The sequence below is a fragment of the Fulvivirga marina genome, assembly GCF_016775155.1.
Classification (GTDB): Bacteria; Bacteroidota; Bacteroidia; order Cytophagales; family Cyclobacteriaceae; genus Fulvivirga; species Fulvivirga marina.
On sequence record NZ_JAEUGD010000068.1, the window covers coordinates 96392 to 109157 of the forward strand.

A 12766-nucleotide genomic window follows, 5' to 3' on the forward strand; every position below is an offset into this window, starting at 1 on the left:
AAAGTAAACGCAAAAAAGGCCTTTCTATTTGGGTAGAAAGGCCCTTTGGTGTGATTTAATTAGTTTCTACGACTCAACTCATCTCTGATCTTCGCAGCCTTCTCATAATCTTCTTTCTCTATGGCTTCGTTGAGTAGTTCATTTAATTTATCTACTGAAAAGTTCTTTAAGTCATCTCCTTTTGCAGAACTGCTTTGTTTTTTGCCAGATGATTTAATTTCACTTTTTATTTCAGCTATATCATCTTCCGATTCATCTGTAAGTACTATACCGGCTTCAGCCAGAATAGATTCATAAGTGTATATCGGTGAGTCAAACCTTAACCCTATCGCAATAGCATCCGATGGACGGGCATCAATTTCGATGTTTTTAGTGCCATTGCTACAAACTATTTTAGCAAAAAACACCCCTTCCTTCAGGTCGGAAATAATTATCTCTTCTACTTTATATTCAAAACTTTGTGCAAAAGACTTGAATAGGTCATGAGTCATGGGCCGGTTCGGGATAATTTTTTCTATCTCAATGGCTATGGCTTGAGCTTCAAACATGCCAATAATGATAGGCAACCTTCTGCTACCTTCGACCTCTCCCAATACAAGGGCAAACGACCCGGATTGAGACTGGCTTGACGAAAGTCCTAGTATTTCTAATTTTATCTTATCCAAAATTACTTCGCTGCTCTTAGTGCTTCGGTTAACTTAGGTACTATTTCAAATGCATCTCCTACAATGCCATAATCTGCTGCCTTAAAGAAAGGAGCTTCAGGATCTTTATTTATAACAACAATATACTTAGAAGAGTTAACTCCAGCAAGATGTTGAATTGCTCCTGAAATTCCAACAGCAATATACAATTGTGGACTCACTTTAACACCAGTTTGTCCAACATGTTCATGGTGAGGTCTCCAATCCATATCAGAAACCGGCTTGCTACAACCAGTAGCAGCACCAAGCTCTTTTGCCAATTCCTCAACCATTCCCCAGTTTTCAGGCCCTTTAAGACCTCTACCACCAGAAACAACGATTTCTGCTTCAGGCAAAAGTACCTCTCCTGTTGCTTTATCAGTTTTAGTTATTTTTGCTCCAAAATCACTATCACCAAGATCTACACTATATTTTTCTACCGTGGCAGTGCCACCTGTTTCCTTGATCTCAGCAGCATTCTTCTTAATAGCTAGAATCTTCTTCTCTTTGGTCAGTTCCACATTGGCAAAAGCCTTACCAGTGTATATGCTTCTTTTAACCTTAAAACCGGCCGATGTATCAGGCAGGTCAGTCACATTAGAAACTAAGCTTGCTCCCACTTTTACAGAAACCCTTGCTGATACGGGGTTACCCAATGATGAGTTAGCCAAAACCAACACTTCAGCGCTGGAATCTTCCATAGCTTTAGCAATAATTGATGAATATGCCTGAATCACTCCCTGATTTAACCTTTCATCATCAACGTGAAGCACTTTTGACGCTCCATAATTTCCTAATTTTTCTAATTCGGAACTATCTACATCGTTACCTAGGGCTATAGCAGTAACATCACCCCCCATAGCAGCTGCATAAGCAACAGCTTCTATTGAGGTTTTCTTTACCCGACCTTCGGCACTTTCTACAAAAACTAATATTGACATTTGATCTATTTCTTAATGAGTTAATACTGATTTAAAACTTAGATTACCTTGGCCTCGTTTTTTAACAAGCTCACCAATTCCCCTACATTTTCGGCATCTATCATCTTCACATCTCCTTTGGCAGGTGGCAATTCATATTTCTCAAGCTTGGTATTTTCTCCATTTCCTGAAGGTTCAACAACATTCAATGGTTTTGTCCTCGCCGACATAATCCCTCTCATATTAGGAATTTTCCATTCGGCAATAGGCTCCTGACAACCTGCAACAAATGGAAGTTTCACTTCCAAATATTCCTTACCTCCTTCGATTTCCCTGGCCATTTTTGCCGTGTCTCCTTCAATGTCAAGAGTCATTACCGGTGAAATAGAAGGTAAACCAAGCAGTTCGCCAACCATACCATGAACCATACCTCCATTGAAATCAATAGACTCACGGCCCATCAGTATTAAATCATATCCTCCATCTTTAGCTGCATTAGCAATTTGCTCAGCTACGAAAAATGAATCTTTAGGTTCTGCATTAACTCTGATAGCATCATCTGCACCAATAGCCAGAGCTTTGCGAATAGTTGGTTCAGTCTCAGCACCACCTACATTTAAAACGGTGATTGATCCGCCTAACTGCTCTTTAAGCTCTACTGCACGGGCAAGGGCATAGTCATCATAGGGGCCTATAATAAACTGAACTCCATTAGTGTCAAATTTGGTGTCACCATCGGTGAACGCGATACGCGATGTCGTATCAGGTACATGGGTTATGCAAACTAATATCTTCATTTAAAATTGGAACTATTTAGATTGTTCTTTGATTTACCTGTTATTTTTGCCGTGAAGATAATGAATAATGGAGCAAATAAAAATTGTATCATAAATGAATTCATCACGATTAAACCAACTTCTTGATTTTCTAAAAGAAGACCCAAATGACCCTTTCACTATTTATGCAATAGCCACTGAATACAGATTCGAAGAAATTGAAAAATCAAGAATGTATTACGAACAGCTACTTATGAACCACCCCGACTACCTTCCGACATACTATCATGTTGCTCAACTATATCAACAACTTGAACTTACAGAATTAGCAAAGCAGACTTTCGAAAAAGGTATTGAGTTGGCAAAAAAACAGGAGAACTCACTATCTCTTCGCGAACTACAAAATGCCTACAATGAACTACTTTTCGAAGAAGATGAGTAGAAAAGAAACCTCCACTCATCTTTTGTACTTTTCACTTAACACAAACTCAAATAATTAACAAAAACACTACTAATGTTTTAAGTAAAAATTTATTACAATACATAAATCAATAGATTATATATATTAATAAACCTAAAATTTAATAATAAGTTTTCCTGATTTTGTTGAACTTGCAATATCATCAAAAGCCGAAACGATCTCATCAAATGGCCTTACTGAATCAATAACCGGCTTGATTTTCTTCTTTTCAACGAAGGTCAACATTTCAGCAAATTCTTCATCATTCCCCATGGTAGATCCCTGCAAAGACAACTGATTCCAAAACATTCTGTAAAGGTCTAGAGTAGTGGGCAGTCCGTTGGTAGCTCCATAAAAAACCACTCTCCCCCCAGGTCTCATTATTTTAAGAAAATTATTGATCTGATCACCCCCTGCGCTATCAATGACTACATCAAACCCTCCTTTGGTTTGCCATAGGTTTTTATACCAATCTTTACTTTTATAATTATACCCTCCCGAAGCACCCATTTTCAGTGCCACATTCAGTTTCTCTTTCTTCCCCGATGTAACGTAGACATTAGCATTAGCTGCCAGGGCAAATTGAAACGCAAACTGAGCAACACCACCTCCAAAACCTGATATCAAAACATTGTCGTTAGCCTTTATTTTTCCATGCCTGAAACAAGCTCTATAAGCAGTAAGCCCCCCCAAAGGCAAGGCTGCAGCCTCTTCCAGACTCAGATGCTCAGGAGCTTCATGCACCCTATCAACTCCAACAGCAACATACTCGGCAAATGTTCCATGCGTCGGCATACCTAAAATTGAATAATTTCTTGACTGAACATCCGGATTATCCCCCCAATTAATATTGGGGTTTATAACAACAGTCTTACCTATCAGCTTTTCATGACTCTTACTCCCTACTTCCACCACTTCTCCTGCCCCATCAGAACCCAACACCGCATTCATTTGAATATCGGGATACTTACCCTCACGAATGAACTGATCTCTCTTATTAAGAGCCGCTGCTTTCAGCTTAACCAATACTTGCGACTGATCCAATTGCGGTTTTTCAAGTTTCACAATCTCAATTTTTCCCTGGGATGTTAATACTAGTCCTTTCATCAATTATTAGATTCGTTTTTAAATGATCAAAAGCCAACTCCGTATCGCAACTCTCGTTTTTCCTACCTCAACGATCTACCTACAGCTCCTTGCATCGGAAGGCCTGTTTATCAAATAAAGATAATGAAAAGCTCGATACCTCAATGGTTACATAAAAATATCTGCCAGATATATTTACAGAAAGCAAAATACCTCTATGCTATAAACTTGAATACCAGCCCCAAACCATTACCCTTCCTCCCTGTGCCTCTCACCATTGTTATTTTCCAACTAGCCTAACAGCTTGAACAAAACTTCCAGAAAACAAAAAAGTCGCACTGAATCAGCGCGACTTTTACTTTATAAATTATAGCTTATTGTTATGCATCAAGGGTATTACTGTACATTCTTCATTCAGTCAACTCTTCTCCTACCCTTTTTATTTCACGACACCCTTATTTTCACAACAAACCTGCTAATAGTATTTTTAGAATGGAGCATCCTCATCATCACCTCCAAAATCACCCAAACCACCACTCGCTCCTTTGTCTTCATTCAGGCGACTTCCAAGAGTAATAGTGCCTGCAGAATCATCAAACTCTGAAGGAATTCCTCCCCCTGAAGGAAAATCTCCAGCCCCAAAACTCCCTGTATCAAGGTCAGCAAACTTCGTGAATTTACCAATAAACTTAAGGGCAACATTCTCAAGCGATCCGTTCCTGTGCTTAGCTATGATAACCTCACCCGTACCAATAGTAGGCATACCATTTTCATCTTCAGTAATACCATAATATTCAGGCCTGTAAAGGAACATTACCATGTCAGCATCCTGCTCAATAGAACCTGACTCCCTCAAATCTGACAGCTGGGGTCTTTTATCACCTCCCCTTGTTTCCACTGCACGACTCAACTGAGAAAGTGCAATCACCGGGACATTGAGCTCTTTGGCTATACCCTTCAGGGCTCTTGAAATAGACGCAATCTCCTGTTCACGATTACCTCCCCCCTTGGAGCTATCTCCGCTCATCAGCTGCAAATAGTCAATTACAATCAACTGAACATCGTGCTGCGCTTTCAGTCTTCGGCACTTCGCTCTAAGTTCCAATATGGACAATGCCGGAGTATCATCAATAAAAATTGGAGCATTGCTTAACTTGTTTGTTTTATGAATAAGCTGTTCCCATTCGTACCCTTCCAGGTTACCTTTTTTAATCTTCTCACTTTCAAGTTCTGCCTCTGCAGAAATCAACCTGTTAACCAGCTGTACCGACGACATCTCCAGTGAGAATATAGCTACTGCATGATTAAATTCCACTGCGGCATTTCGCAATGCAGAAACCACGAATGCTGTCTTACCCATTGCAGGACGCGCAGCAATGATAATAAGGTCTGTTCTTTGCCACCCTGAAGTAACTCTATCAAGCGCTGAGAATCCACTGGGGACACCTGTAAGACCTGCTTTATGATTTTTCCTCTCCTCCAACTCCTGAATAGCCTGCGCCATGAGAGAGCGCATATTATCATAGTTTTTACGGATGTTGGATTCAGAAATCTCAAATAGCGACTGCTCAGTCTTATCAAGCAACTGAAAAACGTCAGAAGTATCTTCATAAGCATCATGCTGAATCTCCGATGCAACCCGAATAAGTTCACGCTTAATGGACATTTCCGTTACTATCCTTGCATGAAATTCAACGTTAGCACCAGAACTTACTTTGGATGTAAGTTCTGCTATGTAATATGAACCCCCAGCCATCTCCAACTTACCATTTTTCCTCAACTGGTTGGCTACGGTCCGCATATCTACCGGCTCCGAATTATTAAATAATTCAACGATAGCCCTGTAAATTTCCTTATGTGCATCCGAATAGAAGCTATCCGGCTTAAGAATATCGATCACCGTGGTAAGTGCATCTTTTTCAAGCATTAACGCACCTAACACCGCCTCTTCCAAATCCAGCGCCTGCGGAGGTAGTTTTCCGAGCCCCTCATTGACGTCTACTGCTAATCTGTTAGACTTATGACCTACCCGCAACGATGACTTGTTTTCCATGTAATAACTAGTAATTAATTGTAGTGGTTGTTATTATAATTGATTGGCAACTCAAACGTAAAAATAAAAAAGGGTTCTAGCAATTTCGTTGATTTCTGTCACCCATTTCCATGCTGTTCACACAAAACATTTGCCTGCATAGAATATTACTTAAAAAATGAGATTGATTAACAGATTTTCAACCTTATCCACATCACTTATCCACATACTAGCAACAAAATTGTGGAAAAATCAATTCCTTATTCACAAAATAATATGTTATTAACATAGTTATCAACACGCCGTTAAAGATGAGAATTGTCTCCCATTTTATATTTTTTATCTTAATTTTGGACATTAATCTTAAGCACTCAATGAATAGCAATTCACAGAAAATACACTTCATCGCAATAGGTGGTAGTATCATGCACAATCTTGCCATCGCACTACATAAAAAAGGACATAACATTAGCGGTTCAGACGACGAAATCTTCGAACCCTCTAAAAGTAAACTCGAAAACCACGGGTTATTACCCAAAGAAGAAGGTTGGAATCCTGACAGAATAACCACTGATTTGGACGCTGTAATTCTTGGCATGCATGCCAGAAAAGACAACCCTGAGCTTAAACGAGCTGAAGAACTTGGCATCAAAATATATTCTTTCCCCGGCTATCTTTATGAACAATCTCAAGATAAGCAAAGAGTAGTAATTGCGGGAAGCCATGGAAAAACAACCATTACCTCTATCATCATCCATGTGCTTAAATTTTTCAACCGTAAGTTTGACTTTGCAGTTGGAGCCCAGATAGAAGGCTTTGACACTATGGTTCAACTTTCAGATGCCCCTGTAATCATCATTGAAGGGGACGAATACCTTTCATCACCAATTGACAACACTCCAAAATTCCTAAAATACCACCATCATATCGGACTTATCAGTGGTGTAGCCTGGGATCACATCAATGTATTTCCTTCGGAAGAAAAGTATGTACGACAATTTGATAAGTTTGCCGATGCTTCTCCTAAGGGAGGAACCCTAGTTTATTGTGAAGAAGATCCTATGGCTACTGTCATTGGGAGCAAGGAAAGAGCAGATGTATTAAGTGTAGGTTACAAAACACACCCTCATACCATTAAAAACGGTTCAACACTACTTTCTTGCGGTAATGAGAACATCCCTGTTAAACTTTTCGGAAATCACAACCTCCAAAATATTAGCGGAGCCAAAGAAGTACTAAAGAAGATCGGTATCTCAGATGATCAATTTTACCTGGCTATTCAAAGTTTTCAGGGAGCTGCTAAAAGATTGGAATATGTTAAGAAAAATGAAACTACGGCAATAATAAAAGATTATGCTCACGCTCCTTCCAAAGTTAGAGCCACAACATTGGCCGTAAAGGAACAGTATCCGGAAAGGGACTTGGTTGCCTGCCTTGAACTGCACACCTTCAGTAGTTTGAACAAAGATTTCTTAAAAGAGTATAGTGGAGCAATGAAATATGCTAATATAGCAGCTATATATTATAACCCAACAACCATTGCTCACAAACGTCTTGAGCCCATTTCGAAAGATGACATCAAAAAAGGCTTTAGCGATCCCGACCTTAATGTATTCGACAATATTGATGAGATGCTAGAATTTCTAAAAAAAGAAGATTGGTCTGACAAGAACCTTTTAATGATGAGCTCAGGCACCTTTAACAATCTGGACTTTGAAAAGCTGCCATCTTTGCTAAACTAATTATTTAAAAAACATTTCATGAATTTAAAGTTAAGAAACCCGCTCACATTTTTTGATCTGGAAACTACAGGCACCAACGTGGTAAATGACCGTATCGTTGAATTGTCAGTAGTTAAAGTAATGCCCAATGGAGAAACCATAACAAAGACCACAAAGGTAAACCCTACCATTCCCATACCTCATGAAACCAGTCTGATTCATGGAATCTACGATGAAGATGTTAAAGATTTGCCTTCTTTCAAGAATATCGCAAAAAGCCTTGCAAAGTTTCTGGAAGGGTCAGACCTGGCAGGTTTTAATATTCTTAAGTTCGATGTACCTATGCTTGTTGAAGAATTTCTAAGGGCTGGTGTTGATTTTGATATCAGCAAGAGAAAACTTGTAGATGCCCAAAAGATATTTCACATGATGGAAAAAAGGACCCTGTCGGCTGCTTACAAGTTTTACTGCAACAAAGAACTTGATGGTGCTCATAGTGCGGAAGCAGATACCCTGGCTACTTTTGAAGTACTAATGGCTCAGGTCGAAAAATATGAGGGGCAGGATATGGTGGATAACCTTGGTAAAAAAATAGGAGTTGTAAAAAATGATATGCAGGCCTTACATGACCTCACCTCATCAAACATGGTTGATCTAGCCGGGCGTATCATCCTGAAAGATGGAGTTGAGTGCTTCAACTTTGGAAAACATAGGAACAGATCAGTAGTTGAGGTTTTTGAAAAAGAGCCAAGTTACTACGAATGGATGATGAAGGGTGACTTCCCTCAGGATACCAAAAGAAGGTTAACCGAAATCAAGCTTCGGGCATTTAGTAAACTGACCGGTAAATAAAATAAGAAAGGGTTGGTTTAATAATCAACCCTTTTTGTTAGCACTTATTGAGGCTTGTAGTACTTAAGCGCTTCTGGTATCTGCTTATTAAGATCAGCTATCCTCGTGTCAGGGTGCGGATGAGTAGAAAGAAATTCCGGTGGACGCTGACCGCTTCCCTGTGCAGCCATTCGCTCCCAAAATTTAGGTGCCTCCCTTGGATCATACCCTGCCATGGCCATGAATATCAACCCGATCTCATCTGCTTCAGATTCATGAGTACGTGAAAAGCTCAACATACCTAACTGAGTCCCCACCCCTACAGACTGCAAAAGTAACTGTTGAGTAAGCGTGGGGTTCTGTCCCATAGCAGCACTTAGCGAACTCAACCCCAGATTGGCCACCAACCCTTCACTCATACGCTCTCGACCATGATTGGCTATGGCGTGAGCTACTTCATGTCCCATAACTACAGCAACCCCTTTTTCGTCTTTGCATATTGGCATAATTCCAGTATAAAAAGCCACTTTCCCTCCAGGCATGCACCATGCATTTACAGTTTCAGATTCTATCAAATTAAACTCCCATGAATACCCGCTTAGCTGGTCTGAGAGTCCTTTTTGCTTCATATATTGCTCAACAGCAACTTTAATTTTACTTCCGACGTTCTTCACCATGGAAGTCCACTGCTGGTTATCAGAAAGTTTGTTCTCTTTAAGTACCTGGCTATATTGATCATAGCTCATCGGCAGTATTTCAGAGTTGGGCACCAGATTTAATTGTTTTCTTCCTGTTACCGGAACTGTCGCACAGCTATATAAAAATAACCCTAGTAGAAAAAGTACTATTATTTTCTTAATCATGGCTCTATTTTTTTCTGTAAATAAAAGATTTTCCAACTTTACACATTATAAATTTATAGATATATTTTTAACAATATAATTAGCCAATCGGCTTATATATTATTTTTTATACTTACGAATAGATGAAAATACTTGCCATAGGGCGCAATTATGCTGAGCATATTGCTGAATTGAATAACGAAAGACCTGATGAACCGGTAATATTTACCAAACCTGACACAGCACTGCTAAAAAACAACCAGCCTTTTTATTATCCTGATTTTAGTAAGGAGATTCACCATGAAGTGGAACTGGTGATTAAGATTTGTAAGGTAGGCAAAAATATTCAAGAGCAATTTGCTCACAAGTATTATGACCATATAGGTATTGGTGTAGATTTCACTGCCCGGGACCTTCAGCAAAAAGCAAAAGAAAAGGGTCTTCCCTGGACTATAGCTAAGGGTTTCAATGGCTCTGCCCCAATTTCTGAATTCAGGCCAATAGCTGATTTTGAAGATTTAAATAATATAAATTTCAGCCTTACCATTGATGGAGAAACAAAACAACAGGGCAACACTAAGTTGATGTTATTTAGCTTTGATTATATTGTTTCCTACTTATCAAAATTTTTCACACTAAAAAAGGGGGATTTAATTTTTACAGGAACTCCAAAGGGGGTCGGCCCTGTTCATATTGGAAATACGGTAGCAGCATTTATTGAAGATGAAAAATTATTGGAATTTGAAGTTAGGTAGAAATGTATTACTAGTCATAGTTGCTTTGCTCTCAGGCACTGTTGCAAAGGGCCAGTTAGAAGAAAACCACATATACAGAGAGAATTACTATTTATTCCCCATAAAACCCGGAGTTAGAAATACGCTTGCCGGAACTATGGGAGAGTTGCGCTCCTCCCACTTCCACAGTGGCATTGATATCCGCACTGAAAGCAGAATAGGGCTAGCTGTATATGCAGCTGCCAACGGCTTCATTTCAAGAGTAGCGGTTTCCACTTCAGGCTATGGAAATGCCCTGTACATCCAACACCCTAATGGTCATACTACGGTTTATGCTCATCTTGATCATTTTACCGGAGCCGTTGCGGAATATGTAAAAGAAGAGCAATACAAAAGAAAAACCTTCGAACTTAATTTATACTTCAGGAAAGGGCAGTTTAAAGTCAGCAAAGGAGATATTATTGCTTACGGAGGCAATAGTGGCTCATCAGGAGGGCCGCACCTTCATTTTGATGTTAGGGATAAAAACCAGAAACCTCTGAACCCATTAAAGTATGGCTTCGATGAGATTTGGGATCGCACCCCGCCAGTTGCACATAAATTAGCCCTAAAAACCCTTGATAAAGATGCCAGGGTAAACGGTCAGTTTGGACGGTTTGAGTTTAAGGTACGCAGAACTGGCAACAATTATGTAATTGACCAACCCATTGAGATTAGTGGAGCTGTTGGAGCAGAACTTTACGCTTACGATAAGCTAGACAACTCCAGATTTAGATGTGGTATAAACCTGATCACTATGTCGATCGATGACAAAGAGATTTTTAAATCTGACATTAGTACATTCTCATTTGCTGAAACAAGAAACATACTCAAACACATGAACTACCCTGACCTTTATGAGACAGGGGAAAGATTTCATAAGCTGTATGTTGATGATGGTAACAGGTTAAAATTTTATTCTACAGACGATCGTAAAGGTCGCATTAGTATCAATGGAAATGATGAGCATGTCGTTAAAGTAGTAATGACAGATAGCTATAACAATGTCAGTAATCTGAAATTTAAATTAAAAGCAGGTAACAGCAACCTTGCAAAAAGTACCGCCTATGGACATAGTTCAGGAAGCGAAATAGAACTTACGGACAATACTCTGGTTATTAAAGCCCCGCTAAATAACAATAGCAGTATTGTAGTATACACCCCCGAGATGCACGAACTTCAACCTGCATATGTCATAAGTGATAATCAGGCCGTGTATCTTTGGAACATGAAAGATGGCCTCCCTCACTCCATAGATATTAATGGAACCAATGAATTGCTTCACTATAAGGAGATGGTAAAACCCGACGTATCTTATAGGTACTATAGTGATAAGATGGATATATACTTCCCTAAAGATGCACTCTTTGATACCCTATACTTACAATCTTTATATAGCTATATTGAGTCAGATAAAAGTGAGGAGTTCCTCGTGGGAGATCAGCATATTCCTCTCAGAAAATATATATCTATAACTCTAAAACCTCAGATCTCCTTCACAGAGCCTGAAAAATATTCGGTTTATGCTATAAATAACAAAGGCCACGCTTTCTACAAAGGTGGAAAATGGGAATATGGAAGAGTAACTTTTTGGACACGCAACTTCGGGAAATTTGCTATTCTTGAAGATAGTACTCCCCCAAGAATAACACCAATAATGGTGACTCCTGATGAGCTAAAGTTCAAGATCAGCGATGAAAGATCAGGTATTGACAGCTTTAAATGTTACGTAAATAATGAATGGGTTTTGATGAATTATGATTACAAAACACACCTGATCTGGTCAGAAAAACTCGACATCAGTCAACCTTTCTCAGGAGAAGTGAAATTAATTGTCACTGACAATCAAGGCAACGAAAAAATTTACACTTCAAAGTTGTAAGAATACCTTCAAAGTTAAGTTTGTCGGATATTTAAAAACATCCTAATTAAAAGGTGGAGACTATTAAAAACGGTTCTCCACTCTTTAAAATCACCTCACCCCCTCCCATTAAGTCTCCATAGCATTAACCCAACTCCGACATCATTTAGGCACCTGCTATTATGGTTAATTTTATAATTCTAACCACATGACCTATATTTACAGGAACAGATAAAATCAGTTTAAAACGCTTTAATCTTTAACATTATGGAACTCAAACCAGGTGACAATGCACCGGATTTTGAAGTCAATGATCAGGATGGTAACCCTGTAAAATTATCAGACTACAAAGGCAAAAAGGTTGCACTATATTTCTACCCTAAAGACAATACACCAGGGTGCACAGCAGAAGCCTGCAACTTGCGGGACAATTATACAGAATTACAAAACCAAGGATATGAGATTCTCGGAGTAAGTACGGACAGCGAAAAATCTCACAAGAAGTTTATAGAAAAGCAAGAGCTGCCTTTTAAACTACTCGCGGACACTGAAAAGCAGATTCACGAAAAATATGGTACGTGGATAGAAAAGCAAATGTATGGAAGAAAGTATATGGGGACAGCAAGATATACTTTCATCATTGATGAAGAAGGAAAAATCAAAAACATCATCAATAAGGTAAAAACTAAAGAGCATGCAGCCCAAATCCTAGGGTAAAAAAAGAGGCCGTCTCAAAAGTCATTTTGGGACGGTTTTCTTTTTCAACAGATTTAGATGTTTT

General features: G+C 39.1%; 12 protein-coding genes. 6 read left to right on the forward strand and 6 right to left on the reverse strand.

The genetic code is table 11. The annotated features are described in order from the left end of the window. Nucleotides 1–59: 59 nt before the first annotated feature. The 3 genes from JMN32_RS27110 to JMN32_RS27120 are packed head-to-tail and all read right to left on the reverse strand — an operon-like array spanning nucleotide 60 to nucleotide 2400. The gene (locus JMN32_RS27110; RefSeq protein WP_202859559.1) at nucleotides 60–665 is read right to left on the reverse strand and encodes a bifunctional nuclease family protein; all 606 of its coding nucleotides are present in this window, start codon (nucleotides 663–665) and stop codon (nucleotides 60–62) included. Nucleotides 666–667: 2 nt separating this feature from the next. After that, on the reverse strand, nucleotides 668–1624 hold the full coding sequence (locus JMN32_RS27115; RefSeq protein ID WP_202859560.1) for an electron transfer flavoprotein subunit alpha/FixB family protein: 957 nt from the start codon (nucleotides 1622–1624) through the stop codon (nucleotides 668–670). 38 nt (nucleotides 1625–1662) lie between these two features. Continuing rightward, nucleotides 1663–2400 carry an electron transfer flavoprotein subunit beta/FixA family protein gene (locus tag JMN32_RS27120; RefSeq protein ID WP_202859561.1) on the reverse strand — a complete coding sequence of 246 codons (738 nt, stop codon included), beginning with the start codon at nucleotides 2398–2400 and terminating at the stop codon, nucleotides 1663–1665. A gap of 94 nt (nucleotides 2401–2494) precedes the next feature. Here JMN32_RS27120 and JMN32_RS27125 point away from each other — a divergent pair, with 94 nt between their 5' ends. Beyond that, nucleotides 2495–2821 (forward strand): tetratricopeptide repeat protein, encoded by a 327-nt coding sequence (locus JMN32_RS27125; protein ID WP_202859562.1) that lies wholly within the window; start codon nucleotides 2495–2497, stop codon nucleotides 2819–2821. A gap of 132 nt (nucleotides 2822–2953) precedes the next feature. On the opposite strand, the gene JMN32_RS27130 is transcribed toward JMN32_RS27125, so the two are convergent. Beyond that, the gene (locus tag JMN32_RS27130; RefSeq protein ID WP_202859563.1) at nucleotides 2954–3946 is read right to left on the reverse strand and encodes a quinone oxidoreductase family protein; all 993 of its coding nucleotides are present in this window, start codon (nucleotides 3944–3946) and stop codon (nucleotides 2954–2956) included. A gap of 466 nt (nucleotides 3947–4412) precedes the next feature. After that, entirely contained in the window at nucleotides 4413–5978 is a 1566-nt protein-coding gene (gene dnaB / locus JMN32_RS27135; RefSeq protein WP_202859564.1) for a replicative DNA helicase, read from the reverse strand. A 353-nt stretch (nucleotides 5979–6331) separates the two neighbouring features. Here dnaB and JMN32_RS27140 point away from each other — a divergent pair, with 353 nt between their 5' ends. Both JMN32_RS27140 and JMN32_RS27145 read left to right on the forward strand, forming a co-directional pair. Further along, entirely contained in the window at nucleotides 6332–7699 is a 1368-nt protein-coding gene (locus JMN32_RS27140) for a UDP-N-acetylmuramate--L-alanine ligase (protein ID WP_202859565.1), read from the forward strand. An 18-nt stretch (nucleotides 7700–7717) separates the two neighbouring features. Then, nucleotides 7718–8530, forward strand: coding sequence for a 3'-5' exonuclease (locus JMN32_RS27145; protein WP_202859566.1), 813 nt, complete (start codon nucleotides 7718–7720; stop codon nucleotides 8528–8530). 44 nt (nucleotides 8531–8574) lie between these two features. Here the strand turns inward: JMN32_RS27145 and JMN32_RS27150 are convergent, their stop codons facing one another. Continuing rightward, nucleotides 8575–9372, reverse strand: coding sequence for a M48 family metallopeptidase (locus JMN32_RS27150; protein ID WP_202859567.1), 798 nt, complete (start codon nucleotides 9370–9372; stop codon nucleotides 8575–8577). Nucleotides 9373–9494: 122 nt separating this feature from the next. Between JMN32_RS27150 and JMN32_RS27155 the strand changes: the two genes are divergently transcribed. The 3 genes from JMN32_RS27155 to bcp all read left to right on the forward strand — a co-directional run bounded on the left by JMN32_RS27155 (nucleotide 9495) and on the right by bcp (nucleotide 12702). Beyond that, nucleotides 9495–10106, forward strand: a complete 612-nt coding sequence (locus tag JMN32_RS27155) for a fumarylacetoacetate hydrolase family protein (RefSeq protein WP_202859568.1) — start codon at nucleotides 9495–9497, stop codon at nucleotides 10104–10106. Next, entirely contained in the window at nucleotides 10093–12006 is a 1914-nt protein-coding gene (locus JMN32_RS27160; RefSeq protein ID WP_202859569.1) for a M23 family metallopeptidase, read from the forward strand. The genes JMN32_RS27155 and JMN32_RS27160 overlap by 14 nt, the downstream gene beginning before the upstream one ends. A 246-nt stretch (nucleotides 12007–12252) precedes the next feature. Beyond that, the gene (gene bcp, locus JMN32_RS27165; RefSeq protein WP_202859570.1) at nucleotides 12253–12702 is read left to right on the forward strand and encodes a thioredoxin-dependent thiol peroxidase; all 450 of its coding nucleotides are present in this window, start codon (nucleotides 12253–12255) and stop codon (nucleotides 12700–12702) included. Nucleotides 12703–12766 lie beyond the last annotated feature (64 nt).

Excerpts from the sequence above, each read along its gene's own strand:
- dnaB (WP_202859564.1), bottom strand. The coding sequence starts at position 5,978 with ATGGAAAACAAGTCATCGTTGCGGGTAGGTCATAAGTCTAACAGATTA.
- JMN32_RS27145 (WP_202859566.1), top strand. The coding sequence starts at position 7,718 with ATGAATTTAAAGTTAAGAAACCCGCTCACATTTTTTGATCTGGAAACT.
- JMN32_RS27155 (WP_202859568.1), top strand. The coding sequence starts at position 9,495 with ATGAAAATACTTGCCATAGGGCGCAATTATGCTGAGCATATTGCTGAA.
- JMN32_RS27115 (WP_202859560.1), bottom strand. The coding sequence starts at position 1,624 with ATGTCAATATTAGTTTTTGTAGAAAGTGCCGAAGGTCGGGTAAAGAAA.
- bcp (WP_202859570.1), top strand. The coding sequence starts at position 12,253 with ATGGAACTCAAACCAGGTGACAATGCACCGGATTTTGAAGTCAATGAT.
- JMN32_RS27125 (WP_202859562.1), top strand. The coding sequence starts at position 2,495 with ATGAATTCATCACGATTAAACCAACTTCTTGATTTTCTAAAAGAAGAC.
- JMN32_RS27130 (WP_202859563.1), bottom strand. The coding sequence starts at position 3,946 with ATGAAAGGACTAGTATTAACATCCCAGGGAAAAATTGAGATTGTGAAA.
- JMN32_RS27140 (WP_202859565.1), top strand. The coding sequence starts at position 6,332 with ATGAATAGCAATTCACAGAAAATACACTTCATCGCAATAGGTGGTAGT.
- JMN32_RS27120 (WP_202859561.1), bottom strand. The coding sequence starts at position 2,400 with ATGAAGATATTAGTTTGCATAACCCATGTACCTGATACGACATCGCGT.
- JMN32_RS27150 (WP_202859567.1), bottom strand. The coding sequence starts at position 9,372 with ATGATTAAGAAAATAATAGTACTTTTTCTACTAGGGTTATTTTTATAT.